The sequence below is a fragment of the Sulfitobacter sp. W002 genome, from assembly GCF_025142135.1.
GTDB classification, from domain to species: domain Bacteria; phylum Pseudomonadota; class Alphaproteobacteria; order Rhodobacterales; family Rhodobacteraceae; genus Sulfitobacter; species Sulfitobacter profundi.
Map to the genome: position 1 here is coordinate 1,229,786 of NZ_CP081126.1, position 25,215 is coordinate 1,255,000.

Below are 25,215 nucleotides of genomic sequence, written 5' to 3' on the forward strand. Positions count from 1 at the left end.
ACAAGCCGAAGGCGCCGGACCATCGCCTGCCCGCCCGGTCGGGGAGGCGATTTAGCAACGGGCGGAACACGACGAAAAGCCTACCCATGGTTGCGCCATAAAGTGGCATGAAAATAGCGTAGCATCGCCACCCCGCGGGCAGGCGATGGTCCTCGTCACACCTTAGCGAACGGGTCCACCGGATAGCTCACATGCGCCAGATAAAGCCCCTGCGGCGGGCAGACCGGCCCACAGGCCGCACGGTCCTTTGTCGCAAGCGCCGTCCCCATATCCGCCACGCTCCAAGAGCCCGCGCCGACACGCTCTAACGAGCCGACGAAGCTGCGCACTTGGTTGTGTAGGAAAGACCGCGCGCGCACGTCGAAATGATATTCCGTCCCGGCCATGGTCTCGACCTGAGAGACCTGCAAGCGGTCCAGGGTTTTCACCGGGCTTTCCGCCTGACAGACGGTTGAGCGGAAGGTGGTGAAATCATGTCTACCCACCAAAAGATCCGCCGCCGCCTGCATCGCCTCTACATCCAAGCCATGTTTGATCTGCCAAACCAGCCCCGCCTGATGCACCGCCGGGGCACGCCGACTGAGAATGCGGAAGTGATAGCGCCGCTCATGCGCCGAGAAACGGGCATGAAAGTCCTCGGGGGCCAGCACGCAATCGGTGATCGCGATGGGCTGGGGTTTCAGGTGATAATTCAGCGCCTCGCCCAGACGAAAGGGCCGCCAGTCGCGGGCCATGTCGCAATGGGCAACCTGCGCCAGCCCATGCACGCCGGTATCGGTGCGCCCGGCGGCGGCGATGGTATGCGCGCCGGGCTCCAACTTGGCTAAGGCGGCCTCGATCGCGCCTTGTACTGTGGGTTGGTCAACCTGACGTTGCCACCCATTGAAGGGCGCACCGTGGTATTCGATTTTCAAGGCATATCTGGGCATGAACGGGGCCTTAGCGCGGGCGGGCGCTTCTGGCAATCCCCGGCTGCCGCCCCTATGTTAACGGCAAAGACAAAGGGACGGGCGCAGCTTTGGGTATCACAGGCATTGCCGACGGCATTTGGCGGCAGTTTGAGACTGTCACCGACACGGTTGGAGAGACGTTTTTCGAGCCGGTGATCCGGCTCGGGGTCACGGGTCTTGCGCGCTCGGGCAAGACGGTTTTCATCACCTCGCTGGTGGCGAACCTGCTGGACCGGGGGCGGATGCCGGGGCTGCTGGCGGCCTCAGAAGGCCGGATTGAGGCAGCGTTTTTGCAGCCACAGCCCGATGATACCGTGCCGCGTTTTGACTATGAGAACCACCTCGCCGCGTTGACCGGCAAGACGCCGCATTGGCCGGAAAGCACGCGGGCGATCTCGGAATTGCGGCTGTCGCTCAAGGTGCGGCCCAATGGGCTGCTGGCGGGGCTGCAAGGGCCGCGCACCCTGCATCTGGATATCGTGGATTACCCCGGCGAATGGCTGCTTGATCTGGCGCTGATGGATGTCTCCTACGCCGAATGGTCGGCGCAGGTGATTGAGCGTATCGCCTCGCGTGAGGAGGCGGCGGGCTACCGCGCGCTGGCCGAACAGACCGACCCCCATGCCGAGTTGGAGGAGACCACCGCCCGCAGGCTTGCCGACAGTTTTGCCGACTACCTGCAAACCGCCCGCGCCAATGGCTATTCCGACTGTACGCCAGGGCGGTTTCTGCTGCCCGGTGACCTTGCAGGCTCACCGGTGTTGACCTTCGCGCCGCTGCCGGGCTCCGAGGGGGCACCGCGTAAATCGCTGATCCGCGAGATGGCGCGGCGGTTCGAGGCCTATAAGAAACAGGTGGTGCAGCCCTTCTTCCGGGATCATTTTTCTAGGATCGACAGGCAGGTGGTGCTGGTCGACGCGCTTGGCGCGATCCACCAAGGGCCGCGGGCGGTCGAAGACCTGCGCGGCGCGATGGCCGATATTCTGGGCGCCTTCCGTCCGGGGACAAACAACTTCCTGACCAGCCTGCTGCGCGGCAAACGGGTTGAGAAAATTCTGTTTGCGGCCACAAAGGCGGACCACCTGCATCACAGCCAGCACCCACGGCTAAGCGGCATCATGCAGGCGCTGATCCGCGACGCGCGGGACCGGGCGCAATACGCAGGCGCGGGCACGCGAGCGATGGCCATCGCCAGCCTGCGCGCCACGACCGAAGACGTGATGACCCATGGTGGTGAGCCGCTCGACGTGGTGCGCGGCACGCTTTTAAACGACGATGAAACACGCGGGCGGCAAGCGGCATTCTACCCCGGAGAGTTGCCCGAAGACCCGGCGCATTTGCTGACCCCCGCCCGGCAGGGCGCGCAGGAATGGCTGGGCGCGGATTACCAGATCATGCGCTTTGCCCCAGCGGTGTTGGACCTGCGCCCCGGCGACGGCCCGCCCCATATTCGGCTCGACCGCGCGGCTGAATTTCTGATCGGGGACCGGCTATGACCGCGGTGCTGACCCGCCCCGCCACCCTGCGCCCGGCGCAACCCCTCGACGCGGGTGCCGTGGGCGGCATCATGAGCGATTTTGCCCGCGATACCAAATGGTTGCCGCGCATTCATACGGCGGCTGAGGATATCGCCCACGCTGACGCAATGATCGCCCGCGGCTGGGTCACGGTGGCCGAGCAGGCGGGCCGGATCGCCGGTTTCGCGGCCTGTGAAGGCGGCGAGTTGGATGCGCTTTATGTGTCGCAGGCGGCGCGGGGACGGGGCATCGGATCGGCCTTGTTGCGAAGGTTAAAGGCGCGCCATAAGACACTGACTTGCTGGACATTTCAGGCCAACGTTCAGGCCATCGCTTTTTACCGTCAACATGGGTTTGCCGAAACCGCACGCGGCGATGGCAGCGCCAATGACGAAGGGCTGCCCGACCTAACATTACACTGGCAAAGGGAGGCCGCCTGATGGCCCGGGGACCGATCCTGTTTGACCTAGAAGAAGACGCCAAGCCCCAGCCCTCGGTCGCCGACGCGCCAGCCGTGCCGGAGTTGGACGTGGAAGCGCCGCCGCCCAAGGGCCAAGCGATGCAGATCGCGGCACGGCTCGCCGCGCGCAAACCCTCGCGGCTGGTGCGGATGTTCTGGGCCTTGGCCGGGGCGCTGGTGACGGCGCTGGTGTCAATCGCGGCTTGGACCTTCGTGACCGACCTGATGGCGCGCTACCCGCTGCTGGGCTGGGCGATGACGCTGCTGATCGGGGCGTTCTTGCTGGTGCTACTGCTGCTGTCGCTGCGCGAAATGGCAGCCTTTGGACGGCTGGCGCGGCTGGACGGGCTGCGCCACGACGCAGGCGAGGCGCTGGCGCAGGGGGATTTGGCCGCCGCACGCAGCGTGACGGACCGGCTGGAAACGCTTTACAAACACCGTGAAGACACCCGCTGGGGCCGCGACCGGCTGACCGAACTGCGCGGCGATCAATTTGATGCCGAGGCGCTGCTGGGGCTGGCCGAGAGCGAGGTTCTGGCCCCACTGGACCGCGCCGCCACCCGCGAGGTCGAGGCCGCTGCCCGGCAGGTCGCCGCCGTGACGGCATTGGTGCCTTTGGCGCTGGCTGATGTGGCCGCGGCGCTCAGCAGCAACCTGCGGATGATCCGCCGCATCGCCGAGATCTATGGCGGGCGTTCGGGCTTTTTCGGCTCGTGGCGGCTGACCCGCGCAGTGCTGTCGCATTTGGTCGCCACCGGGGCCGTGGCGGTGGGCGACGACCTGATCGAGCCGCTTTTGGGGGGCTCCATCGTGGCCAAGCTGAGCCGACGTTTTGGCGAAGGGCTGGTGAACGGCGCGCTGACAGCTCGGGTCGGGGTGGCCGCGATCGAGGTCTGCCGCCCACTGCCCTTTGCCCGCGAAAAACGCCCCGGCGTGCGGGGCATCGTCAAACGCGCGCTGACCGGGGTGTTTGGCAACGGGTAAGGGATCAGGCCGCTGCGACCGCCTCCCGCACGGCGCGCAGCGGGTGTTGGATCAGGCCGGGCCAAGGTGAGACCTGCAACCCGGGGGCATAGCCCCACCGCGCGGCTTCCTCCGCCTGTTCCGCCGTCATCTGCGGGACCCCGGTATAGCTTTGGTTGCCATCCGCGATCCCTTCGGGCAGCGCCGCCTCGGAGAGGTCAATGAAACGCGCGATTTGGCGCAGGGCGCGGGGGGCGTCGGCGACGATATCCTCGTAGCGCAGCACCATCACCGCATGAAGATAGGGCAGGTCGCCCAACATCTGCGCTTGTGCCGCGATCCAGTGATCGATCAACGCCTGTGGCGGGGCATCGACCCATGCGGCGACGGAGGCCGCGACCGCTTCGGGGTGGCGCAGGACCACGATGAATTGCGACATCGGAAAGAGGTGCTGCATCAACCGCATGCGGGTCAGGTTCACCGGCGATTTCTCAACCCGCCAGCGCAGGTCGGGGGCGAACCACGGCGCCCAGTCCTGCGCCAGCCGGGTCTTTGTCTCCAAGGTGTTGAGCGGGTGGGCCTCGGTCAGATGTTCCTGTGGATTGGTGGCGAAATGCATGGGCCGTCCGGATTGCGCCGTATGGGGGATGGCCCCTTGCAGGTAGACGCCTTCATTCTCAGGCGCTGCCGAACCGGTGATGCCGCCTGCGCCGGGCAGGGCATTGGCCAGCCGATTAACCAGCGAGGTGCCAGAGCGGTGCAGCCCGCCGATGAACAGATAGCGCGGGAGGATCTGTGAAGGCATTGGCGGGCTCTGATTGGGGCTGGGCAGGGTGCAGTGGCTAGAAGCTAGGACCGCCATGCCTGCCGTCGAGAAATGAAAGCATTAACATTTGTTATCGGAACGGAGAGGGCGCGAGGGGGGTCACCTTTCCATAAGGAGACCCGTTCATGTTCATTTGCCACATTGCCCTTGGGGGCTGCCTCACGGCGCCGTCTGTCAACTATGGCGTGACCGAGGATACCGGCGGTCACATCGCCTATATCTTGGGGGCCGCCCGCGCGCAGGCGGCACGGGGTGATGTGGATTTGGTGCAGATCGTGACCCGTGCTTTCGATGAGCCGACACTCGGGCCCGTTCACGCGCAGACCGAACAACAGGTCAGCCGCAGCCTGTCGATCCGGCGGCTTTGGACCGCGCAGCGGGGGTATCTGAGCAAAGAAAACCTCACCGCGGAAATTCCCGCACTGGTGGATGCGTTTCTAGAGGATTTGGCGCAGGCGCAGCGGCTGCCGGATGTGATTCACGCGCATTTTGCCGATGCGGCGCAATTGGCATTGGCAGCGCGTGCGCGGTTCAGGATCCCGGTGATCTATACCCCGCATTCGCTGGCGCTGAGCAAATTGGGGCCTGCGGTGGATACGGACCGGATCGCAGCGGAACGGCGCGCGCTGCTAGAGGCCGATGCGGTGGTGCTGTCTTCGCGCGATGAAGCAGAGGTACAGGTCGCCGCCTATGGGGCGGATGCGCAGGCGCGGGTGCACCGCGTCTCTCCCGGCGTATCGCTGCGCCGCCCGGCAGAGACCGGGGCAGGCCGCGCCTTGCTGGCCGATAGGCTGAGCGATCCCGACCGCCCGACGCTGCTGGCCGTGGCGCGCCCCGTCGCCCGCAAGAACCTCGCGACCTTGGCGCGGGTCTATGCGGACAGTCCTGCGCTACAGGCGCGGGCGAACCTTGTGATCCTCGCCGGGCAGCACGGTGATGCGCTACAGGCGAATGCAGAGGCGCGCGCGGAACTGCTCGGCCTGCGCGAGACGCTGGGGGTGCCAGCGTTGCGGGGCAAGGTGGTATTGCCGCCGAGCCATACTCAGGGCGATGTGGCTGCACTTTATGACCGCGCGGCGCAAACGGGCGGGGTCTTCGTGAATCTCGCGCTGCATGAACCCTTTGGCCTGACCATGTTGGAGGCGGCCTCTCATGGGTTGCCGGTGGTGGCGACGCAAGAGGGCGGACCTGCCGATATCGTGGCGGACCTTGGCCATGGCATCTGCGTGCCGCCCCGCGATGTGGAGGCGATAGAGGCGGCGCTGTTGAAGCTTTTGGACGAGCCTGCGTTCTGGGCCGAGGCAGCGCAAGCCGGTCGTGCCCATGTCGGGCGCTACGATTGGTCGAAATGGGCCGAAGAGGTGCAGCATATCTGCGAGGATATCTGCAACCCCGCGCCAATGACGGCGCAAGCGTCGGTCATGCTGGCCAGCGACATCGACAACACGCTGACCGGCTGCGCGCCTTCCGCTGCTTTGTTCAACGCATGGATCGCCCGCGACCGTCCGATGTTTGCCGTGGCCACGGGCCGCAGCCTGCCGGAGGCCCGCCGCATCCTGCGCGATTGGAACCTCCCAAGCCCGCGTGTTTTCATCACCTCTGTCGGCACCGAGGTCTATCTACCCGATGCGGAAGGGCGGCTTTGTCTGGATGAGCGTTTCGCCCAGAAACTTGACGCCGGATGGCAGCGCGACCGGGTGGAGCGCGCGCTGAAGGAGTTCGGCTTTAACTGGCAGGCGCGGGTCGAACAGCGGCGCTGGAAGCTCAGCGGCTTTGGCGACATGCGCACCGCGCGCCGGTTGGAACGGCATCTGGCACGGCGCGGCGTGGCGGCGCAGATCGTGGCCTCCCACGGGCGGCTGATCGATGTCTTACCTCTGGCCGCGGGCAAGGGCCCTGCGGTCTGTGCCGCGGCGCGGCGGTTGGGCATGCCGATGGACCGGGTCGTGGTGGCCGGGGACAGTGGCAATGATTTCGATATGTTGCAGGCCGTGGAGGATGGGCCGGGCCGTGGCATCTTGGTCGGCAATGCGATGGACGGGCTGCGCGAACGTCTGAGCGGCAGACGGCTCTACCATGCCCGCGCCGCCCATGCGGCGGGGGTTTTGGAGGGGCTAGAGACCTTTGGTTTCGCCCTCAACGCGATGGAGCCGCCGGTCAAGATGGTGGCGCAATGACGCGGCCCATCGGTTACTTCGTCCACCATCAGGGCCGGGGCCATGCGGAACGCTGCGCCGCAGTGGTCAACGCGCTGCCGGAAAGTCAGCCAGTGACTGTCTTTTGCGCCAAGCCCGATATCTTTCCCGCCTTCACCCGGCAGGTTGAGGTTATTGCCCTGCCGTCGCTCTTTGAGCCCACAGGATACGAAGATATCAACGACACCACCAGCGCGCCGGACACGGTGCATTGCTCGCCGCTCGGTTGGCCGGGCATTCGGCAGGCCATGGCGCAACTGGCCTCTTGGTTTGCCAGCGCCAACCCGGTGCTGATGATCAGCGATGTCTCGGCGGAGGTGGCCCAACTGGCACGGATTTGTTCGGTGCCGCATGTAAAAGTGTTGCAACACGGCCAGCGCAGCGATCCGGGGCATCAGGCGGCCTATGACGGGGCGGTCGGGTTGCTGTGCCCCGCTGCAAAGGCGCTGGCGCAGCCTGATTGGCCCGCACGACATATGGAAAAGACGCATTTCGCCGGGGGCTTGGGGGTCGAGGTAACAAGGCCCGATCCCGCACGCCGAGCCCTGTTGCGTGAAAAACTTGGCATCGCACCGGAGGAGCGCATGGTGGTTGTCATGTCAGGCGGGGGCGGCACTGGATTTGCCTCGGCGCCCTTTGGCATCGCGGCGCGGGCGCTGCCTGAGACGGCATTCGTCACCATCGGTCGGATGGCGCGGGATTGGCACGCGACCGAACCTGCGAACCTGCACCATCACGGTTGGGTCGATAACGCGGCGGATTATCTGGCGGCGGCGGATATGGTCGTGGCCTCGACCGGGAACACCACCTGTCATCAAATCCTCGCCGCCGAGACGCCGTGGCTAGCCGTGCCGGAGTGGCGCTATTTCGATGAACAGATCGAAAAGGCTGCGGCGCTGCACCGCGCGGGGGCGGCGCATCATCTGCCGCATTTCCCATCCTCTGCCGGAGCATGGCGCGCGGCGATCCAACGCACGTGCGATACCCATGATCCGGCCCTGCAACGCGCTTTGGTCGATAAAGATGCCGCGGCTGAGACCACCCGTTGGCTGACCGGCCTGACCGATCAGTTGCTTTCAGAAACACCTAAAGAAACCGGAGATTTACATGACGTCCTTCACCCCATCCGTGCCTGAAAACACCACAGTCAGCGCGCTGACGCTTGCGCGGGGGCGGGCGGCGCATCTGCGCAATGTGATCCTTGGCCTGACCCGTCAGACCCAGCAGCCGGATGAACTGGTGATCGGGGTCATGCAAGACACGCTTTATGACGATCTGCCGCAGACCGATTTCCCGATCCGGCAGGTGCAGGTCACGGGCCGCGAACTGCCGCTGTCACGCGCGCGCAATACCGTCGCGGCAGAGGCCATGGGCGACTGTCTTGTTTTTCTCGACGTGGATTGCATTCCGGCCCCAGAGTTGATCGCCGACTATATGGGCTATGCGGTGCCGGGCAACGGGCTGATCATGGGCGAGGTCAATTACCTCCCCGCGGGCACGGCGACCGAGGGATGGAGCTATGACACGCTCAAAGCCGTGGCCGTGCGCCATTCCGACCGCCAAGGCCCGCCCGCCGAAGGGCTGAAGCGCTGCAACGATTACCGCTGCTTTTGGTCGCTGAACTTTGCCATCCACCGCGCGGATTGGGACCGCTCCGGCGGGTTTGATGAGCGTTTCACCGGTTACGGGGGCGAGGATACCGACTTTGGTCGCGAATTGGACGAACGCGGCGTCCCGATCCACTGGGCGAAGGGGGCGAAGGTCTTTCACCAGCATCACCCGCATTGCATGCCGCCGATCCACCACATCCCATCAATCCTGCGCAATACCGAGATCTTTGCCGACAAATGGGGCCACCGTACCATGAACCACTGGCTCACCGCTTTTCGCCTGATGGGGCTGGTGGGGGCTGATGGCGATGCGCTGGTGCAGCTGCGCGAACCGGATGCAGATGACTTTGCGCTTTGTGAGCAGCAGTCAGACCAGCCCTATGCCAATACCGCGCGTGTGCTGCGCTATCTGCGGGGCGAAGAGCGGATCGCGGCGGAATGACCCTGCCCATCGCCATCGTCGGCCATATTCGGCACCCCATCGCCCCGCCGTTTAAGGGCGGGATGGAGGCTTTTACCCATAGCCTTGCCCGTATGCTGGCCGAGCGGGGCCATGACGTGACCCTATTGGCCAGTGGCGATAGTGCAACGGGTTTGCCGCCGGGGGTCAAACTGCTGCCGATTTGCGAAACGCATTACGACGCACGCTATCCGTGGCATGAGTTTCACGGCACCGATGCGCTGAACGACCACCTTGATGCCTGCTACGCCCGCGCTGCGCGGCTGCTGCTGGAGGGGCGATTTGACGTGGTGCACAACAACGCGCTGCACCGCTACCTGCCGCGGCTGTCGCGGGCAGAACGTTTGCCGATGGTCACTTCTTTGCATATTCCGCCCTTCAAGGTGCTGCGCGGCGCGCTGATGGATGGGGCGGCGCCATGGCATCTGTCTTCTGTGGTGTCGGCCCGGCAGCGCGGTATCTGGTGGCCCGAGGGCGCGCCGGAAACGGCGCATGTGGTACACAACGGGATCGACCTTTCCGAATGGCCCCAAGGCGGGCCGGGCGATGGCAGCGCTGTCTGGGCCGGGCGCATTACCCCGACCAAGGGCACCCATTTGGCGGCAGCGGCGGCGCAGATCGCAGGGATGCCGCTGCGCATCTACGGCGTGGTGGAGCATCAGGACTACTTTAACGATATGGTAACACCGCATCTTTATGACGATGTGGCCTATGTTGGGCATTTGAATACACAGGCCCTTGGGCAGGCCTATGGCGGGGCGTCGGTGGCGCTTTTTACCCCGCAGTGGGAGGAACCCTTTGGCCTCGCGGCGGTAGAGGCGATGGCGACGGGCCTGCCAGTGGCCGCAACGCCGCATGGGGCGGTTGAAGAAGTGTTGGGCGAAGCGGGTGTCATTGCTGTGGATGACAGCCCCGAGGGCTTGGCCGAAGCACTGCGACAGGCGCTTGCGATCCCCGCCGAGGTGCCGCGCGCCCGTGTGGCGCGGCTGTTTGATGCGCAGGCGATGGTGACAAAGTTCGAGCGGCTTTATCACGCGGCCCTAGCGCAGGGCGACGTGGCAGTGCCGCACAGAACATATCCGGCGATCGCCCTGCATGTGGAGGGGGCGGATCGGCCTCTGGCAGAGGCAGGTTAAAGGGCCGCTTCGGACTGCGGCATATAGAGGTAGGCAGGCTCGAACTGGCCGACCTTATGCAGCCCTGCGCGGTCATGGATCAGCAGTTTGCCGCCCGTTACGGCACAGCAGCCGTGTTCGCGCAATTCGCGCAATGTCCGGCTGACATGCACCGAGGTGAGGCCGGTAGCATCGGCGATGTCGGTCTGGCGCAGGTCGAAGGGCAGGCTTTGACGCTCCATACCGTAGGCGGCGGACATGCGGGCATCAAACTCGCTCAGGAAATTCGCGACCCGGGCGAGCGCGCGCATGGCGCTGTTGCGCATCACCCAATGGCGGTGGATGGAGGCATCGACCAAAGTCATGAGCCAGAGGTTCCGGGCCATTTCGACATCGCCATTCAGCAATTCGCGCAGCGGCTCATGCGCGATCATGGCGACCCGCGTATCGGTCAGCGAAATGACATCATGGTCTAGCCGTTTGAGCGGGAAGGCATGGAGATCGACAAACTCTCCGGGGAACTGCAGGGCGACGAACGTGCTCCGCGCGCGCTGCCCGCGGGGCACGCTGCGGGCGATGAGCCCATCCAGCAGCAGCAGGCTATAATCCAAGAAATCACCCCTGCGGCTGATCACGGCGCCCGGCGTAAATTGCTTGTGCTGGGTCAACAGCGGCGCAAGCCTAGCCCATTGCGCACCGTCTAGATGGTCCACCATGCCACAGGGCTTGACCGACATATCGTTGTAAAATGAGTCTTTGATCGTCACACGTAAGTCTTTCGCCCAATGAAAATGACGCGGGTCCTTAAATGCAGGGTCCGCGGGCTATATGCATTATCGAAAGGCCTATGATGCTGTTTTTGCCGAAAAATTCAAGGGAAGGCCGGGGATCATAAAAAATGTTAAGTTTGGCGGGCGGTGCAAGTGGCAGGATTTTCGGCACGGATTGTTGCGCTTCTTCCGGGGCTTGTCGGGGCAGGGGGGGCTGTTTATAAGCGCCCCTATGACACGCCTCACCGCGATCATTATTCGAATTATATCCCCGGCGCTCTGAGCAATTGAGACGCCGGGCCGAGGTGCTTGAGCCATTCGCACCGACCGAGATTGAATAACCCCCATATGCCTAAAGGACGCTCCCCATGTGCGCCGAGACCCCCGACTACAAAGCCACGCTGAACCTGCCCAAGACCGATTTCCCGATGCGCGCCGGACTGCCCAAGCGCGAGCCCGGCTGGCTGGAGCGGTGGGAGAAGATCGGCGTCTATGACCGCCTGCGCGAGAAAGAGGGGCGCCAGCCTTTCACGCTGCATGACGGCCCCCCTTACGCCAACGGCAATCTGCACATCGGCCACGCGCTGAACAAGACGATCAAGGACATGATCGTGCGCAGCCATCAGATGATGGGCTATGACGCGCGCTATATCCCCGGCTGGGATTGCCACGGTCTGCCGATCGAATGGAAGATCGAAGAGCAGTACCGCAAGAAGGGCCGCGACAAGGACCAGGTGCCGATTAACGAATTCCGCGCCGAGTGCCGCGAATTCGCCCGCGGTTGGGTCGACGTGCAGCGCGAGGAATTCAAGCGTCTGGGCATCACCGGCAATTGGGAAAACCCCTATCTGACCATGGATTTCCACGCCGAGCGTGTCATCGCCGAGGAATTCATGAAGTTCTTGATGAACGGCACGCTTTATCAAGGCTCCAAGCCTGTGATGTGGTCGCCGGTTGAGAAAACCGCGCTGGCCGAGGCCGAGGTTGAGTATCACGACAAGGAAAGCCACACCGTTTGGGTGAAGTTCAAGGTCGTCGGTACCGAAGGCGATCTGGACGGCGCGCAGGTGGTGATCTGGACCACGACGCCTTGGACCATGCCAAGCAACAAGGCCGTGGTGTACGGCGAGGGCATTTCTTATGGCCTCTATGAAGTAACCGCCACACCGGATGAGTGCTGGGCCAGTGTCGGCGAGCGCTTCCTGCTGGCCGATGATCTGGCGGCGGATGTCTTCGCCCGGGCGCGTCTGGAAGACGGTATGTGGAGCCGTGTGCGCGGTGTCGAGAATGACGAATTGGCCAAGATTTCGCTTTTGCACCCGCTGGCCGGCGCCGAAGGGGCGGAGGGCGAGTGGGATGATCCGCGCGATTTCCGTGCCGCCGATTTCGTGACCTCGGACGAGGGGACTGGCTTCGTGCATTGCGCCCCGTCCCACGGTCTTGAGGAATACGAGCTCTATCGCGATCTGGGCATGCTGCCGCAGGTCATCACCTATAACGTCATGGAAGACGGGCGTTTCCGCGACGATCTGCCGTTCTTTGGCGGCAAGGCGATCCTCAAGCCGAACGGCAAAGAGGGCAACGCCAACAGCGCGATCATCGACAAGCTGGTTGAGGTCGGCGGGCTGCTGGCGCGTGGCAAGATCAAGCACAGCTACCCGCACAGCTGGCGCTCCAAGGCGCCGGTGATCTACCGCAACACGCCGCAGTGGTTTGCCGCCATCGACAAGGAGGTCGGCGACGGTCTGGACCAAAACGGCAAGACCATCCGCGAACGCGCATTGACTTGCATCGACAAGGTTAACTGGGTGCCGAAATCTGGCCGCAACCGCCTGCATTCGATGATGGAAGCACGGCCCGACTGGGTGCTCAGCCGCCAGCGCGCCTGGGGCGTGCCGCTGACCTGTTTTGTGCGCAAGGGCGTCGCTCCGACGGATGAGAGCTTCCTGCTGCGCAACACGGATGTCAATCAGCGTATCGTTGAGGCCTTCGAGGCCGAAGGCGCGGATGCCTGGTATGCGGAAGGCGCGAAAGAACGCTTCCTTGAGGGCATCGTCGATCCGGCAGAGTTCGATCAGGTGACCGACATCCTCGACGTTTGGTTTGACAGCGGCTCGACCCATGCCTTCACCCTGCGCGACCGTGAAGACGGGACGGAGGACGGCATCGCGGATGTCTATATGGAAGGCACCGACCAGCACCGGGGCTGGTTCCACTCCTCGCTGTTGCAGTCCGTGGGCACCACGGGCCGCGCGCCTTACCGCAACGTGGTGACGCACGGTTTCACGCTGGACGCGAAGGGCATGAAGATGTCCAAATCCATCGGCAACACCATCGTGCCCGAGAAGATCGTGCAGCAGTATGGCGCGGATATCCTGCGGCTCTGGGTGGCGCAGACCGATTACACCGCCGACCAGCGGATCGGGGATGAGATCCTCAAAGGCGTGGCCGACAGCTATCGCCGCTTGCGCAACACCATGCGCTATATGCTCGGCGCGTTGAATGATTTCAGCGAAGCTGATCGTGTCGATCCTGCGGACATGCCAGAGCTTGAGCGTTGGGTGCTGCACCGGGTGGCGGAACTCGACAAGGTCGTGCGCGATGGCTTTGCGCGCTTTGACTTCCAAGGCGTGTTTCAGGCGGTCTTTACCTTTGCCACTGTGGATCTCTCGGCCTTCTATTTCGACATCCGCAAGGACGCGCTTTATTGCGATGGCGACACCCTGCGCCGCCGCGCCGCGCGCTCGGTGCTGGATATCCTGTTCCACCGTTTGACCACATGGCTGGCGCCGGTGTTGGTTTTCACCATGGAGGAAGTCTGGTTGGAGCGCTTCCCGGGCGACGCATCTTCGGTGCATCTGGTGGATATGCCCGAGACGCCCGAGGCATGGCTGAACCCGGAGCTGGCCGCGAAGTGGGCCAAGGTCCGTGCCGCGCGCCGTGTGGTGACGGCGGCGCTGGAGGTGCAGCGGACCGAGAAGATGATCGGTGCCTCGCTTGAAGCCGCGCCCGTAGTGCATGTGGCCGATGAGGCGCAGCGCGAGGCGTTGCAGAGCGTGTCTTTCGAGGATGTGGCAATCACTTCGGACATCACCGTAACCGGCGATGCCGCCCCGGCTGAGGCGTTCCGCATGCCCGAGGCGCAAGGCGTGGCTGTGGTGTTCGAAAAGGCCGAAGGCGCCAAATGCGAGCGTTGCTGGAAGGTGCTGCCGGATGTCGGCACTCATGAGCATCCCGGCGTTTGCGGGCGCTGTGATGAGGCGGTGCGTGAGGCTCTGGCGGACGCCTGAGGTTCGCATTAGCGCTGATAAAGGCGGGCGGCGGTTTATCTGTCGCCCGTTTTTCTTTGCGCGACCCTGATCATATGTCCTGCCCGGTGGCACACCCGCTGGAGGGCAATTTTGCAGCGTTTCCACAGATCGCACCTTCAGCGCCTCTTGCACGCCCATGCCCGCCGGAAAGGTAGGAACGCCCCCCTAGGGAAGGCGATGCCCTCAGCGCTCTTTCGCACGTGTGATTTCTGGCGCAGAGTGGGGCGATGAAACAAGTCTCCCTCTCCACGCCCTTCGGCGATCTGACCCTGACCGAAGAGGACGGGGCGATCACGGCGCTTGGGTGGGGGCAGGCAGCGCGGCAGCAACGCTCGGACCTGCTTGATGCCGCGCTGCGCCAACTCAAGGAATACGCGACCGGCGAGCGTCAAAGCTTTGACCTACCGTTGCGCGTTATGGGGAGCGATTTTCAGCGCGCGGTCTGCACCGCGATTCTTGCGATTCCCTTTGGCCACACCCGCACCTACGGAGAGATTGCCCGCGACCTCGGCGTGCCTGCGCAAGCCGTTGGCGGAGCCTGTGGCGGCAATCCGATCCCGGTCATTATCCCATGCCACCGGGTGATGGGGGCGAAGGGGCTGACCGGCTTTAGCGGGGCAGGCGGGGTCGAAACCAAGGTCGCATTGCTGCGCCATGAGGGCGCGGCGGGGCTGCTGATTTAACCCTGCGAGGCGGGCTCAGTCTTCGGCGAGGGGGATCAACTGCTGCGCAGCACCAGCGCAGATCAGGTAGATCGAGGTGATCACCAGACCCCAATGGGCCCAGCTTTCGGGGTGAAAGTTCACCCAAGCCGACCAGCCCGCGAAGAAGGTCCATGCCAGCGCCATGGGCAATGTCACGGGGCGCCAACGCTCGGTCCGAACGGGGTGCACGAATTTGATCGGCAGAAACATCGCTGCGGCAAGGATCGTGACCACAATCAGGCTGATCCACCATTCGGGCTGCAACGCAAAGAGCACCAGCACCAGCATGTTCCAGCAGCCGGGAAAACCTTTAAAGGAATTGTCCTTTGTTTTCATGCGGGTGTCGGAGAAATACATGACGCTGGCAAAGGTGATGATAATGATCATCGCCCAACCGCTCCAGCCATCCATCAGGCCCGAGGTGAACAGCGCGAAGGCCGGGATGAAAACATAAGTGAGATAGTCGATGATGAGGTCCATCAAGACACCATCGAATTCGGGGGCGTTGGTCTTCACATCGTATTTGCGCGCCAGCGGGCCGTCGATACCATCGACGAAGAAGGCGATCACCAGCCAAAGGAACATCAGGTCCCATTTCTCTTCCACGGCGGCGAGCATGGCAAGCATTGCCAGCACCGCACCGGTGGCAGTGAAAAGGTGAACGAAGAGGGCGCGCATCTGTATGGTCATGTGTCTGCATCGCAAATCCGCCGGGGGGATGCAAAGGAAACTCTGGCGCGGGCGGCAAAAACCAGCGTAGCAAAGGCGGGTCAGCGGGGGCGCAGTTGACGGGGCCGGGCGTTGCGCAGGAAATATGCCCAAGTCCCGCGCTTCGGGTTGACGGCTACCGCGATTCCCCTTAAAGCCAGCGAACCAATTCAGGGTCGGCTCTGCGCGGCCCCCACGTTATGTGTTTTTCCGGATCGCTGGAAGGACACAACAGCAAAAGGATGAACCCATGTCGCGCCGTTGCGAATTGACCGGAAAAGGCCCGATGACGGGCAACAACGTAAGCCACGCTAACAACCGTACACGCCGTCGGTTCCTGCCGAACCTCAACGACGTGTCGTTGCAGTCCGAAGCACTGGGCCGCGCGTTCAAGCTGCGCATCTCTGCCGCAGCCCTGCGCAGCGTCGACCACCGCGGTGGTCTGGACAAGTTCCTGGCGAAAGCCAAGGACGTTGAACTGTCCGACAATGCGTTGAAAATCAAAAAGGCCATCGCGAAAACCAGCGCGACCGCCGATGTGCTGAGCTAAGGCTTACCACAGACCAGATTGGGGCCTCGATCCGAAAGGATCGGGGCCTTTTTCGTTTTGGGCTTAGGTCTTTCTTAAGGGTTTCCCGGCTATCAGGATGGCACCCCGCGCTGCAATTAGCGGTTTTGTTGCGCAGGGGTATGTTTTTATTTGGGAAACCTTGGAAATGCGCGCTAATTGATCCTCTGACATTTGTTGTTCTGGCCATGCTACCTGCCAAGCGGGGCTCAGACCGTGCATCAAGATCGGAGATTTCATGACTGACCCCACCCCCGGCACGCCAAACTCTAGCCCGCCCTCGGGCACGCCCGCCGACACGAATGAGATCGAAACTGATTTCGAGGTTGGCCAAGACAACATCGACGGGACATTGGGCCTGCTGGGCTTTGACATCCATAACCCGGTCTTCATGGTGTCGGGGCTGACGGCGGTGGCCTTTGTGCTGCTGACGATGCTTTTCCCGGATCAAGCCGGGGTGGTCTTCCTTGCCGTTCGGGATTTTGCCACCACCAAGCTGGACTGGCTGTTCATGATCATCGTGAACATCTTCGTTATCTTTTGTATCGTGCTGATTTTCTTGCCCATCTCCAAAGTCAGGCTTGGCGGGAAAGAGGCCGTGCCGGAATATTCCTACCTTGCTTGGTTCGCCATGCTTTTTGCCGCGGGCATGGGCATCGGGCTTTTGTTCTTTGGCGTGCTTGAGCCGGTGTATCATATGAACGTCTCTGGCCCGTTGGGGGTGCCCCTGCCGATTGCCGAAGATGGGTCGATCATACCTGAGAATGTCGAGGCCGCCCGCGCCATGGGGCTCGCGGCGACCTTTTACCACTGGGGCCTGCATGGCTGGGCGGTCTATGCGATCATGGCGCTGGCCTTGGCCCTGTTTACCTATAACAAGGGGCTGCCCTTCTCGATCCGGTCTTGTTTCTATCCGCTTCTGGGCGATCGGGTTTGGGGCTGGCCGGGACATATCATTGATATCTTGGCGGTTTTTGCGACACTCTTTGGTCTTGCTACATCGCTTGGCTTGGGCGCCCAGCAGGCCAACGCAGGGTTCAACTTTGCCTTCGGACTTGAGATTTCGACCAACGTGCAGGTGGTCATCATCCTTTTGGTTACTGCCGTAGCGCTGGTTTCGGTCTGGCGCGGGTTGGATGGCGGGGTGAAGATCCTGTCGGAGGTGAACATGATCGTGGCGGTCCTGTTCTTCCTCTTCGTCCTGTTCGTCGGCCCGACGTTGGTGGGGCTGGATGGCTTCTGGACCGGTTTGGTGGCCTATACGCAAGAGATCATTCCGCTTTCCAACCCCTTTGGCCGCGATGACGATGCCTACCGCGAAGGGTGGACGGCGTTCTATTGGGCGTGGTGGGTCTCTTGGGCGCCTTTTGTGGGCATGTTCATCGCGCGGGTGTCGCGCGGGCGCACGGTGCGGGAATTTATCATCTGCGTGCTGCTGATCCCCTCCCTGATCATCTTTATCTGGATGGGCGTCTTTGGCGGAATCGCGATTGAACAGATCCTCACCAGCCCCGAAACATCGTTGGTGAAGGCCAATGTGATCGACAGCTATTCGCCGGAACTGTCGCTTTTCGGGATGTTGAATGAGCTGCCTTTCACCAAAGTGGCCTCGACCATCGCCATTCTTCTGGCGCTGGTGTTCTTTGTCACCTCATCGGATTCCGGGTCGCTGGTTGTCGATACGATCACGGCGGGGGGTAAGATCGACGCGCCGGTGCCGCAGCGTATCTTTTGGTGCATTGTCGAAGGGTTGATTGCCATCGTGCTGTTGATCGGCGGCGGGCTCTCGGCCCTGCAGGCCGGGGTCACGGCGACGGGTGTGCCCTTTGCAATCTTGATGCTGGTGATGTGCTACACGGTCTACAAGGGTCTGCGCAGCGAACCGCGCTGAGGCTATCTGGCGCGCCGTTTCTTAGCGGCGCGCCGCCAAAACCTCTGCCACCCATTCGGGCACAGTCTGGCTGGCTGGCCCGATGCGATGTTCGGCGAACTGATTGCCCACGGCAGAGCGTTCGAGATTGAATTCAATCGTATGCGCCCCGGCGCGGCGGGCCTCGGCGACGAAACCGGCGGCGGGGTAGACGTTGCCCGAGGTGCCAATAGCAGCAAAGACATCCGCCTCGGCCAGATGATCAAAAAGTGCGTCCATCTCATAGGGCATCTCGCCAAACCAGACGATATCGGGTCGCGCGGCGGGGGCGTTGCAGGCGGGGCAGGGATCGCCCGGTGCCATGACCATGGGCGCAGGCCAGCGGTGATCGCAGGCGGCGCAGAGCGCGCCTTTGAGGGCGCCATGCATGTGCATCACCTGTCGCGAGCCGCCCTGTTCGTGCAGATCATCGACATTCTGGGTGATGACGACCACCTCGCCGTCAAGCTCGGCCTCTAGCCGGGCGAGGGCGCGATGCGCGGCGTTGGGCGACACCTCGGCCGCCTGTGCCCGGCGGGCGTTGTAAAAATCGACCACCAGTTTTGGATCGCGGGCGAAGCCTTCGGGGGTGGCCACGTCTTCGACGCGGTGCTGCGCCCAAAGGCCATCGGAAGCGCGGAAGGTTTCGAGCCCGCTTTCGGCAGAAATGCCCGCGCCGGTAAGGATCACGATCTTGGTCATGGGGTATTATTCTCCGATCGGGTCTTCGGCTTCAAGCAGGTGAAACCCATCCGCCAGCCACGGCAACTGCGCGATGGCAGGGGCGATCATATGCGTCTGCATCAACTGCCGCATGGTCTGGGCAATGTCGCGCGGCACCGGGCCGGACCATTCGGCCCCGGCAAAGAGCGAAATGGTTCGCGCGGGCACGGGGGCACCCACAGGGGCGGGCAGGGGGTGCGCGGCCAGCCGGTCGTGGAAGCGGGCGGCGCGCATGTAGCCCAAAGGCGTGGTCATCGCCCAGCCGATGCCCCGTGCCACCATGGCCATCAGCGCCAGATGGCTGCCGATCTCGAACCGTGCGCGCAGGTTGTGGCCCTGCGCGGTAAGATGTGCCTCGATCTGTCGTGCGATCAACTGGTCAGCGGCGTAGCGCAAAAAGGGCAGTTCGGTGCTGTCGCGCAGCAGGGCCTCGGGGGCATAGGGCGCGCCCGCCGGGGTGACGAGGATGAAGGGATCGCGGGCCAGTGGGTATTCCAAAGCCCCGTCAATCGGCCCGTCGATCTGCGCCGAAAGCGCCATATGCAGGCTTTGATCGCGAAGGGCCTGGGCCAGTTCGTTGCTGCCTGCGGTGATCATGCGAAAGCGGCACCCGGTCAGGCTGTCGCCAAGGATCGTGGCGAGGCGCGGGGTCAGGTCATCGTCGAAATCATCGATCACACCGAGGTTCAGCGCCTCTAGATGGGCCAAATCCATCACCGTGACTTCGCTCTGCGCTTGCCGCAATTCGCTGAGCGCCTGTTCGGCCCGGCGCAGAAACATCTGCCCGGCTTGGGTCAATCGCATGGGGCGGCGGGTGTGATCGACCAGTTCCGCCCCGATGGCGGCTTCGAGGTTGCGCATCTGCTGGCTGACGGCGGGCTGGCTGAGCCCCGTAGCCTCTGCCGCCTGCGCCACCGATCCGCTGCGCGCGAGCGCCTCAAACACTTCGATGCCCCGAAGGGTGATGCCTTTGTTCAGCATGTGGTCCCAACTCTTTCGGATCTTGTGAAACCACGGGCGGCTCAGGTCAAGCATTTGCCCATCGAAGTGGCAGCATATCTGTTGATTTCGGGAAAGCGACGGGAGGCGCTTCGGGCTCACGGGTCGCCCCCTTGAAGCCGCCGCCAAAGCTGCGCAGACTGCGGGCAAACAGCCCTCAGGAGCCTCTCCGAATGAAAATCGCCACAGCTGCCTATCCGCTCGATGTTCTGACCTCATGGGCGCAGTACGAAGACAAGCTGGCCCATTGGGTCGCCGAGGCCGCGGTGCAGGGGGCGGAACTGCTGGTCTTTCCCGAATATGCCGCGATGGAATTGGCCACGCTGGATGGGCCCGAAGTGGCCACCGATTTGGAGCGGTCGCTGTTCTCGGTCTCGGACAAGCTTGAGGAAGCCGACCGGCTGCATGTGAAGCTCGCCAACGAGCACAATGTGCATATTGTGGCAGGCTCTGGCCCCGCGGCGACCGAGAGCCGTCCGGTCAACCGCGCGCGGCTGGTCACGCCTACGGGGCAGGTGGGCGTGCAGGACAAGCAGATCATGACCCGTTTCGAGCGTGAAGAGTGGGGCGTGATCGGAGGCAACGCGCTTCAGGTTTTCGAGACCGCGATTGGCAAGATCGGGATTTTGATCTGTTATGACAGTGAGTTTCCCCTGCTGGGCCGGGCGCTGAGCGATTGCGATGTGATCTGCGTGCCCAGTGTCACCGAAACGCTGGCGGGCTATTGGCGGGTGCGCATCGGATCCATGGCTCGCGCGTTGGAGAATCAGTGCATCACGGCGATGTCTTCGGTGGTGGGCGCGGCGGATTGGTCCGAGGCTTTGGGGCAGTCTTTTGGCGCGGGGGGGATTTTCTGCCCGCCGGATCGCGGCTTCCCGCCGACGGGCATTTTGGGCCTGCGCGAGGTGAACGCCCCCGGCTGGACCATTGCACAAGCTGATTTGGCGCAGGTCGCCGAGGTGCGCGCAGATGGCATCGTTTTGAACCGAAGGGACTGGCAAGACCAGATTGGCCGCGACGGAAAGGCAATAAACGTTGCTTTGCGCTGAATCCCCCTTGAAAAAGCGCAAAAATGCGCCCATTTAAGCCTGCGCCCTCAAATTGGAGGGTTTTGTGCTCAAGGAGAGACCATGGCCAAGGAAGATACGCTCGAATTTCCCGGTGTCGTGAAGGAACTCCTGCCTAACGCGACGTTTCGGGTCGAGCTGGAAAACGGCCATGAGATCATCGCGCATACGGCAGGCAAGATGCGGAAAAACCGCATCCGTGTTCTGGCTGGCGACAAAGTTCAGGTGGAAATGACACCCTATGATTTGACCAAAGGTCGGATCAACTATCGCTTCAAGTAAGCGGCACCGCGTTCGCGCGTTGCGCGGCGCAGGCGGGGCCGTGCGCGGCCCCGACCGGGCTGCCGGCCTCAGGCAAAGAGGCCCATAAGATGCAGTTCATTCTCGGATCAGGATCACCGCGCCGGTTGGAGCTTTTGGCCCAAATCGGCGTGGTCCCTGATGCCATCCGCGCCCCCGATATTGACGAGACCCCCCAGAAGGCCGAATTGCCGCGCCCCTATTGCGCCCGCATGGCGCGTGAAAAGGTGGCGGCCGTGTCCGCTGGAGCGGATGACATCGTGCTCTGCGCGGACACCACTGTGGCGCTCGGGCGGCGCATCCTCGGCAAACCCGAGGATGAGGCTGAAGCCGAAGCTTTCCTGCGGTTGATGTCGGGCCGTCGGCATAGGGTGGTCACTGCCGTTGCCGTGAAGCGGGGCGACAAGCTTTGGCAGCGCGATGTGCAAAGCAGCGTGAAGATGAAATCTTTATCCGAGCCTGAGATTCGCCGCTACCTCGCCACCGGCGATTGGTGCGGCAAGGCGGGTGGATATGGCATCCAAGGCCCCGCCGGCGCGCTGATCCCATGGATCAGCGGCTCATTCACCGCAATCGTCGGCCTGCCATTGGCCGAGGCTGCGAACCTGCTGCAAGCGGCAGGCTACCCATTTGACGGAGGTGCCGCATGAAGGGCCGTACGATCATTCTTGACCATCTTGGCGATGTTGAAGCCGCAGCCCTCATGGTGGACGGCAAGTTGGACGATTTTCTGGTCGACAGCGACGCGCCGCGCGTTGGCACCGTGTATCGCGCGATTGCCGACCGCCCGGTAAAGGGGCAGGGGGGGATGTTCCTCAAGACCCCCGATGGGGCGGCTTTTCTGCGCCAGATCAAAGGGCTGGCCCCCGGCCAGACGATCCTCGTGCAGGTCTCGGGCCATGCCGAGCCGGGCAAGGCGATCCCGGTGACCAATAAGCTGCTGTTCAAATCGCGCTATGCCATCGTAACGCCAGATGCGCCGGGGCTGAACATCTCGCGCTCTATCAAGGACGAAGAAGAACGTGACCGATTGCTGGAAATCGCTCATGAGGCCGCAGGCGGTGCTGATCTGGGTCTGATCCTGCGGTCCTCCTGCGCCGGGGCCGATAGCGAGGATATTGCCGAGGATATCGCGAATATGTTGGCGCTTGCGGATACCGTGGCCAATGACGACGCGCAGGAGATGGAGGTGCTGAGCGAAGGCGATGGGCCGCATCTGCTCGCATGGCGCGATTGGACCGCGCCCGCCGAGGTAGTAACCGAAGCCGGGGGCTTTGCCGATCATGGGGTATTGGAAGAGCTTGACCGCCTGTCCTCCTCCCAAGTGCCGCTCGGTGGCGGGGCGTCGATTTTTGTCGAGCCGACCCGCGCGTTGGTGGCCGTGGATGTGAACACGGGCAGCGACGCCTCGCTCGCGGCTGGGGTGAAAGCCAATATGGCCTGCGCCAAGGCGCTGCCCCGCGCGTTGCGCCTGCGCGGGCTGGGAGGGCAGATCACGCTCGATCTGGCCCCCATGCCCAAGAAAGACCGCCGCACCTTCGAAAGCGCGCTGCGTGCGGCCTTCCGCGCCGACGATGTGGACACGACGCTGGTCGGTTGGACGCCTTTGGGTCACTACGAATTGCAGCGTAAACGCGCCCGTCCGGTGCTGGCGGAGGTGCTTGCAGGGGCAGGGCAATGAGCTGTCCGATCTGCAAAGCCGAAACCATCAAGGCACACCGCCCCTTCTGCTCGCGCCGCTGCGCCGACATCGATCTGGGCCGCTGGTTCAGCGGAAGCTACGCCGTCCCCTCGCTTGATCCAGAAGACGTTGAAGCAGCCATCGAGGCCGCCGAAGCAGCACAACATCGCCCTGCAAAGCCCCATTAAGACAGGAGAATTTGCGTTTTGTGAAAAGAAGTGGGTTTCAGGGCAAAATGGGGCTGGACACCCCGCGCTACAGGTCCTAGAACCCGCTCACCCGACCTCGAAAAAGGTGACCCGTGCCCGGGTAGCTCAGGGGTAGAGCAGTGGATTGAAAATCCTCGTGTCGGTGGTTCGATTCCGCCCCCGGGCACCACTTTTACCAAATCAAACAAATCGCACCCTTTGCCCCCGCGGAGCGCGCGACTTCCGCAGCCGGCCCGGAACCTCCGCCAGCTTTCTGACGTTGTCCCTCTACCCATATAGAGGAGAGCAACCATGGCGAATGACGACCAAGCTAAAGGCAAGGCGAAAGACATCGGTGGCAAGCTGAAAGAAGAAGCTGGCGATGCCACAGGCAACGACGACCTCAAGCACGAAGGTCAGGCCGATCAGGCTGAGGGCAAGGTGCAAAAGGGCGTCGGCGACGCCAAAGATAAGCTATCAGACTAACCGCAAAAGCGCGCCTCTTATCGGAGGCGCGCTTTTCTGTCTGAGCTGCAAGGCTAGGCGTACTCACCTCTTAATAAGGATATAGATCGCATGGACGATCCCGGGGATGTAGCCCAGTAGCGTTAGGATGATATTAATCCAGAAGTGTTTTCCTAGACCTTCCTGCAAGAACACCCCCAGAGGGGGCAATAGAATAGCGATGATAATGCGAATGATGTCCATAGTGTCACGCCGGGGCCGCCGGGCTCCTTTCTAGGTGGGTTAGTGGCTGGTCTAAGCTAGCCCTTATCGGCCAAGCGGCCAGGGATGGCGTGACAGCCGCGGGCAATTAACACTCGCCGCAGCAAGGGTTTTGCGGCACTCTATCGAAAAACAGGAGGGGCAGGGTGGAGCCAATCAGGATTATGTGGCGCCAGATCATGGAGATGGCGCGGGATACGATTGCGCTATTGCCGCAGATTGCCATTGCCACCCTTGTATTGATACTGACTTGGGCGATCGCCGCGCTTGGCCGTTCGCTGGTCACTAGAACCCTGTCGCGAACCAAGCTCCGCCCAAGCCTCCAAGACCTCTTTACGCTCCTGACGTCTATCCTCATTTGGGTCTTTGGCATCATGGTCGCAGCCGTGATCGTCTTCCCCGGCCTTACTCCCGCCAGCATTCTGGCTGGCCTCGGCATCGGGTCGGTCGCCATCGGCTTTGCCTTCAAGGATGTCTTTGAGAACTTCCTTGCTGGGATCATCATCCTCTTTCGCCGCGAGATGCGTATGGGGGATCATATCGAATGCGAGGGGATCGAGGGCAAAGTCGCACATATCGCCATCAGAGAAAGCCACATTCGCCAGACGGACGGGCAACTTGTGATCGTCCCGAACGCGATGCTGTTCAAAAACCCAGTTTATGTTCGCACGGATCAAAAACACCGCCGTCAAACAGTGATCTGCGGCGTGGCCTATGATGTGGATTTGAATGAGGCGCGCACTGTCATCTCCAAAGCGGTCGAGGGCTGTGAGACAGTAGAGCAGGGGGATCATCCCATTCAGATCTTCGCCCAAGAGTTTGGGGATTCCTCGATCAATTTCGAAGTGACTTGGTGGACAGGCTCGGCTCCGGTGGAACAGCGCCGCTCTCGAGATGAGGTTGTGACAGCAGTGAAGCGGGCGTTGGATGACGCCGGGCTTGAGATACCATTCCCTTACCGTACGCTCACCTTCAAGGAACCTCTGCCGCTCAGCCGCTCAGAGGATGATGAAGCAAAGGGATGAGGACGACGGCATTATGAAGGGGTGCTCGCATTCCATTTGATTCACCAAATAGGGGCTTCGTGGCTCTGAAATGTGGGTGATTCACTGGACTCTGGCCGATCTCCGTCGGAGGCGGGGCAGGGAGGCCGGGTCCTGCCCTTCGGAAGCTCAAAAATAGGGCGTCATTTCAGCCACTTGCCCAAAGTTTCCCCGAAACCCTCACTTTTCTCAACTTTCCGCTTGCGGGTTTCTGTCACTCGCCTTAGAACCCCCTCTACCGGCGGCGCAGAGATGCAGCGACGGGGCGCCAGACGGGGCGGACGGGAGCGGAGACGCTAGGTTCGGTTCGGAAAGCGGATAAAAATTCGAGGTACTAGAGGCGGGGCGCGCCAAGAAGTTAGGGCGCATCTCAGTTTCTTTTGTCTCAACGCTGTTTGAAAATTTGATATCTGAAGAGATAT

The 25,215-nt window shown here is 62.6% G+C and carries 25 protein-coding genes and 1 tRNA gene; 19 read left to right on the forward strand and 7 right to left on the reverse strand.

The genetic code is table 11. The annotated features are described in order from the left end of the window. Nucleotides 1-155: 155 nt before the first annotated feature. Entirely contained in the window at nucleotides 156-929 is a 774-nt protein-coding gene (truA, locus tag K3758_RS06085) for a tRNA pseudouridine(38-40) synthase TruA (RefSeq protein WP_259948700.1), read from the reverse strand. Between the two features lie 89 nt (nucleotides 930-1,018). Here truA and K3758_RS06090 point away from each other — a divergent pair, with 89 nt between their 5' ends. Genes K3758_RS06090 through K3758_RS06100 form a run of 3 tightly spaced genes read left to right on the forward strand, consistent with a single transcriptional unit; the run spans nucleotide 1,019 to nucleotide 3,911 of the window. Beyond that, nucleotides 1,019-2,446, forward strand: coding sequence for a YcjX family protein (locus K3758_RS06090; protein WP_259948701.1), 1,428 nt, complete (start codon nucleotides 1,019-1,021; stop codon nucleotides 2,444-2,446). After that, nucleotides 2,443-2,907 carry a GNAT family N-acetyltransferase gene (locus K3758_RS06095; RefSeq protein WP_259948703.1) on the forward strand — a complete coding sequence of 155 codons (465 nt, stop codon included), beginning with the start codon at nucleotides 2,443-2,445 and terminating at the stop codon, nucleotides 2,905-2,907. The genes K3758_RS06090 and K3758_RS06095 overlap by 4 nt, the downstream gene beginning before the upstream one ends. Continuing rightward, a complete protein-coding gene (locus K3758_RS06100; RefSeq protein WP_067942646.1) occupies nucleotides 2,907-3,911 on the forward strand; it encodes a YcjF family protein in 1,005 nt (334 codons plus the stop codon). The genes K3758_RS06095 and K3758_RS06100 overlap by 1 nt, the downstream gene beginning before the upstream one ends. A 4-nt stretch (nucleotides 3,912-3,915) precedes the next feature. On the opposite strand, the gene K3758_RS06105 is transcribed toward K3758_RS06100, so the two are convergent. Next, a complete protein-coding gene (locus tag K3758_RS06105; protein ID WP_259948707.1) occupies nucleotides 3,916-4,695 on the reverse strand; it encodes a sulfotransferase in 780 nt (259 codons plus the stop codon). 146 nt (nucleotides 4,696-4,841) lie between these two features. Between K3758_RS06105 and K3758_RS06110 the strand changes: the two genes are divergently transcribed. Genes K3758_RS06110 through K3758_RS06125 form a run of 4 tightly spaced genes read left to right on the forward strand, consistent with a single transcriptional unit; the run spans nucleotide 4,842 to nucleotide 10,117 of the window. Beyond that, entirely contained in the window at nucleotides 4,842-6,893 is a 2,052-nt protein-coding gene (locus K3758_RS06110) for an HAD-IIB family hydrolase (protein WP_259948711.1), read from the forward strand. Next, nucleotides 6,890-8,047, forward strand: coding sequence for a glycosyltransferase (locus K3758_RS06115; protein WP_259948714.1), 1,158 nt, complete (start codon nucleotides 6,890-6,892; stop codon nucleotides 8,045-8,047). Before K3758_RS06110 ends, K3758_RS06115 begins: the two co-directional genes overlap by 4 nt. Next, entirely contained in the window at nucleotides 8,019-8,963 is a 945-nt protein-coding gene (locus K3758_RS06120; protein WP_259948716.1) for a glycosyltransferase family 2 protein, read from the forward strand. Before K3758_RS06115 ends, K3758_RS06120 begins: the two co-directional genes overlap by 29 nt. Further along, on the forward strand, nucleotides 8,960-10,117 hold the full coding sequence (locus tag K3758_RS06125; protein ID WP_259948717.1) for a glycosyltransferase: 1,158 nt from the start codon (nucleotides 8,960-8,962) through the stop codon (nucleotides 10,115-10,117). The genes K3758_RS06120 and K3758_RS06125 overlap by 4 nt, the downstream gene beginning before the upstream one ends. Here K3758_RS06125 and K3758_RS06130 read toward each other — a convergent pair. Beyond that, on the reverse strand, nucleotides 10,114-10,863 hold the full coding sequence (locus K3758_RS06130) for a Crp/Fnr family transcriptional regulator (RefSeq protein ID WP_132445830.1): 750 nt from the start codon (nucleotides 10,861-10,863) through the stop codon (nucleotides 10,114-10,116). The genes K3758_RS06125 and K3758_RS06130 overlap by 4 nt on opposite strands. A 371-nt stretch (nucleotides 10,864-11,234) precedes the next feature. Here K3758_RS06130 and ileS point away from each other — a divergent pair, with 371 nt between their 5' ends. Both ileS and K3758_RS06140 read left to right on the forward strand, forming a co-directional pair. Next, on the forward strand, nucleotides 11,235-14,156 hold the full coding sequence (gene ileS / locus K3758_RS06135; protein ID WP_259948719.1) for an isoleucine--tRNA ligase: 2,922 nt from the start codon (nucleotides 11,235-11,237) through the stop codon (nucleotides 14,154-14,156). Between the two features lie 248 nt (nucleotides 14,157-14,404). Beyond that, nucleotides 14,405-14,860, forward strand: coding sequence for a methylated-DNA--[protein]-cysteine S-methyltransferase (locus tag K3758_RS06140; protein ID WP_259948722.1), 456 nt, complete (start codon nucleotides 14,405-14,407; stop codon nucleotides 14,858-14,860). 15 nt (nucleotides 14,861-14,875) lie between these two features. Here the strand turns inward: K3758_RS06140 and K3758_RS06145 are convergent, their stop codons facing one another. Continuing rightward, on the reverse strand, nucleotides 14,876-15,571 hold the full coding sequence (locus K3758_RS06145; protein WP_120350612.1) for a phosphatidylcholine/phosphatidylserine synthase: 696 nt from the start codon (nucleotides 15,569-15,571) through the stop codon (nucleotides 14,876-14,878). Nucleotides 15,572-15,839: 268 nt separating this feature from the next. Between K3758_RS06145 and rpmB the strand changes: the two genes are divergently transcribed. Both rpmB and K3758_RS06155 read left to right on the forward strand, forming a co-directional pair. Continuing rightward, on the forward strand, nucleotides 15,840-16,139 hold the full coding sequence (gene rpmB / locus K3758_RS06150; protein ID WP_067625199.1) for a 50S ribosomal protein L28: 300 nt from the start codon (nucleotides 15,840-15,842) through the stop codon (nucleotides 16,137-16,139). A gap of 256 nt (nucleotides 16,140-16,395) precedes the next feature. Continuing rightward, nucleotides 16,396-18,048 carry a BCCT family transporter gene (locus K3758_RS06155; RefSeq protein WP_259948727.1) on the forward strand — a complete coding sequence of 551 codons (1,653 nt, stop codon included), beginning with the start codon at nucleotides 16,396-16,398 and terminating at the stop codon, nucleotides 18,046-18,048. Nucleotides 18,049-18,069: 21 nt separating this feature from the next. On the opposite strand, the gene K3758_RS06160 is transcribed toward K3758_RS06155, so the two are convergent. Together K3758_RS06160 and K3758_RS06165 are read right to left on the reverse strand one after the other, a co-directional pair. Then, on the reverse strand, nucleotides 18,070-18,768 hold the full coding sequence (locus K3758_RS06160; protein ID WP_259948731.1) for an NAD-dependent deacylase: 699 nt from the start codon (nucleotides 18,766-18,768) through the stop codon (nucleotides 18,070-18,072). Nucleotides 18,769-18,774: 6 nt separating this feature from the next. Next, on the reverse strand, nucleotides 18,775-19,770 hold the full coding sequence (locus K3758_RS06165; RefSeq protein WP_259948734.1) for a LysR family transcriptional regulator: 996 nt from the start codon (nucleotides 19,768-19,770) through the stop codon (nucleotides 18,775-18,777). A 191-nt stretch (nucleotides 19,771-19,961) separates the two neighbouring features. Between K3758_RS06165 and K3758_RS06170 the strand changes: the two genes are divergently transcribed. From K3758_RS06170 to K3758_RS06200, 7 genes are all read left to right on the forward strand, one after another. After that, nucleotides 19,962-20,837: a carbon-nitrogen hydrolase family protein gene (locus K3758_RS06170; protein ID WP_259948735.1), complete on the forward strand. Its 876-nt coding sequence runs from the start codon at nucleotides 19,962-19,964 to the stop codon at nucleotides 20,835-20,837. Nucleotides 20,838-20,918: 81 nt separating this feature from the next. After that, the gene (gene infA / locus K3758_RS06175) at nucleotides 20,919-21,137 is read left to right on the forward strand and encodes a translation initiation factor IF-1 (RefSeq protein ID WP_005978431.1); all 219 of its coding nucleotides are present in this window, start codon (nucleotides 20,919-20,921) and stop codon (nucleotides 21,135-21,137) included. A gap of 89 nt (nucleotides 21,138-21,226) precedes the next feature. Further along, nucleotides 21,227-21,805 carry a nucleoside triphosphate pyrophosphatase gene (locus tag K3758_RS06180; RefSeq protein ID WP_259948736.1) on the forward strand — a complete coding sequence of 193 codons (579 nt, stop codon included), beginning with the start codon at nucleotides 21,227-21,229 and terminating at the stop codon, nucleotides 21,803-21,805. Continuing rightward, nucleotides 21,802-22,836 (forward strand): ribonuclease E/G, encoded by a 1,035-nt coding sequence (locus K3758_RS06185; RefSeq protein ID WP_259948737.1) that lies wholly within the window; start codon nucleotides 21,802-21,804, stop codon nucleotides 22,834-22,836. The genes K3758_RS06180 and K3758_RS06185 overlap by 4 nt, the downstream gene beginning before the upstream one ends. Beyond that, nucleotides 22,833-23,024: a DNA gyrase inhibitor YacG gene (locus K3758_RS06190; protein ID WP_259948741.1), complete on the forward strand. Its 192-nt coding sequence runs from the start codon at nucleotides 22,833-22,835 to the stop codon at nucleotides 23,022-23,024. Before K3758_RS06185 ends, K3758_RS06190 begins: the two co-directional genes overlap by 4 nt. Before the next feature lie 115 nt (nucleotides 23,025-23,139). Then, nucleotides 23,140-23,214: transfer RNA gene (locus K3758_RS06195), tRNA-Phe, on the forward strand. A gap of 122 nt (nucleotides 23,215-23,336) precedes the next feature. Further along, complete coding sequence (locus tag K3758_RS06200) at nucleotides 23,337-23,510, forward strand: CsbD family protein (RefSeq protein WP_082849461.1); 174 nt, start codon at nucleotides 23,337-23,339, stop codon at nucleotides 23,508-23,510. Between the two features lie 63 nt (nucleotides 23,511-23,573). Here the strand turns inward: K3758_RS06200 and K3758_RS06205 are convergent, their stop codons facing one another. After that, a complete protein-coding gene (locus K3758_RS06205; RefSeq protein ID WP_259948743.1) occupies nucleotides 23,574-23,732 on the reverse strand; it encodes a YqaE/Pmp3 family membrane protein in 159 nt (52 codons plus the stop codon). 182 nt (nucleotides 23,733-23,914) lie between these two features. Between K3758_RS06205 and K3758_RS06210 the strand changes: the two genes are divergently transcribed. Further along, nucleotides 23,915-24,775 carry a mechanosensitive ion channel family protein gene (locus K3758_RS06210; protein WP_259948745.1) on the forward strand — a complete coding sequence of 287 codons (861 nt, stop codon included), beginning with the start codon at nucleotides 23,915-23,917 and terminating at the stop codon, nucleotides 24,773-24,775. Nucleotides 24,776-25,215 lie beyond the last annotated feature (440 nt).

Excerpts from the sequence above, each read along its gene's own strand:
- truA (WP_259948700.1), bottom strand. The coding sequence starts at position 929 with ATGCCCAGATATGCCTTGAAAATCGAATACCACGGTGCGCCCTTCAAT.
- K3758_RS06095 (WP_259948703.1), top strand. The coding sequence starts at position 2,443 with ATGACCGCGGTGCTGACCCGCCCCGCCACCCTGCGCCCGGCGCAACCC.
- K3758_RS06100 (WP_067942646.1), top strand. The coding sequence starts at position 2,907 with ATGGCCCGGGGACCGATCCTGTTTGACCTAGAAGAAGACGCCAAGCCC.
- K3758_RS06105 (WP_259948707.1), bottom strand. The coding sequence starts at position 4,695 with ATGCCTTCACAGATCCTCCCGCGCTATCTGTTCATCGGCGGGCTGCAC.
- K3758_RS06110 (WP_259948711.1), top strand. The coding sequence starts at position 4,842 with ATGTTCATTTGCCACATTGCCCTTGGGGGCTGCCTCACGGCGCCGTCT.
- K3758_RS06115 (WP_259948714.1), top strand. The coding sequence starts at position 6,890 with ATGACGCGGCCCATCGGTTACTTCGTCCACCATCAGGGCCGGGGCCAT.
- K3758_RS06120 (WP_259948716.1), top strand. The coding sequence starts at position 8,019 with ATGACGTCCTTCACCCCATCCGTGCCTGAAAACACCACAGTCAGCGCG.
- K3758_RS06125 (WP_259948717.1), top strand. The coding sequence starts at position 8,960 with ATGACCCTGCCCATCGCCATCGTCGGCCATATTCGGCACCCCATCGCC.
- ileS (WP_259948719.1), top strand. The coding sequence starts at position 11,235 with ATGTGCGCCGAGACCCCCGACTACAAAGCCACGCTGAACCTGCCCAAG.
- K3758_RS06140 (WP_259948722.1), top strand. The coding sequence starts at position 14,405 with ATGAAACAAGTCTCCCTCTCCACGCCCTTCGGCGATCTGACCCTGACC.
- K3758_RS06145 (WP_120350612.1), bottom strand. The coding sequence starts at position 15,571 with ATGACCATACAGATGCGCGCCCTCTTCGTTCACCTTTTCACTGCCACC.
- rpmB (WP_067625199.1), top strand. The coding sequence starts at position 15,840 with ATGTCGCGCCGTTGCGAATTGACCGGAAAAGGCCCGATGACGGGCAAC.
- K3758_RS06155 (WP_259948727.1), top strand. The coding sequence starts at position 16,396 with ATGACTGACCCCACCCCCGGCACGCCAAACTCTAGCCCGCCCTCGGGC.
- K3758_RS06160 (WP_259948731.1), bottom strand. The coding sequence starts at position 18,768 with ATGACCAAGATCGTGATCCTTACCGGCGCGGGCATTTCTGCCGAAAGC.
- K3758_RS06165 (WP_259948734.1), bottom strand. The coding sequence starts at position 19,770 with ATGCTGAACAAAGGCATCACCCTTCGGGGCATCGAAGTGTTTGAGGCG.
- K3758_RS06170 (WP_259948735.1), top strand. The coding sequence starts at position 19,962 with ATGAAAATCGCCACAGCTGCCTATCCGCTCGATGTTCTGACCTCATGG.
- infA (WP_005978431.1), top strand. The coding sequence starts at position 20,919 with ATGGCCAAGGAAGATACGCTCGAATTTCCCGGTGTCGTGAAGGAACTC.
- K3758_RS06180 (WP_259948736.1), top strand. The coding sequence starts at position 21,227 with ATGCAGTTCATTCTCGGATCAGGATCACCGCGCCGGTTGGAGCTTTTG.
- K3758_RS06185 (WP_259948737.1), top strand. The coding sequence starts at position 21,802 with ATGAAGGGCCGTACGATCATTCTTGACCATCTTGGCGATGTTGAAGCC.
- K3758_RS06190 (WP_259948741.1), top strand. The coding sequence starts at position 22,833 with ATGAGCTGTCCGATCTGCAAAGCCGAAACCATCAAGGCACACCGCCCC.
- K3758_RS06200 (WP_082849461.1), top strand. The coding sequence starts at position 23,337 with ATGGCGAATGACGACCAAGCTAAAGGCAAGGCGAAAGACATCGGTGGC.
- K3758_RS06205 (WP_259948743.1), bottom strand. The coding sequence starts at position 23,732 with ATGGACATCATTCGCATTATCATCGCTATTCTATTGCCCCCTCTGGGG.
- K3758_RS06210 (WP_259948745.1), top strand. The coding sequence starts at position 23,915 with ATGTGGCGCCAGATCATGGAGATGGCGCGGGATACGATTGCGCTATTG.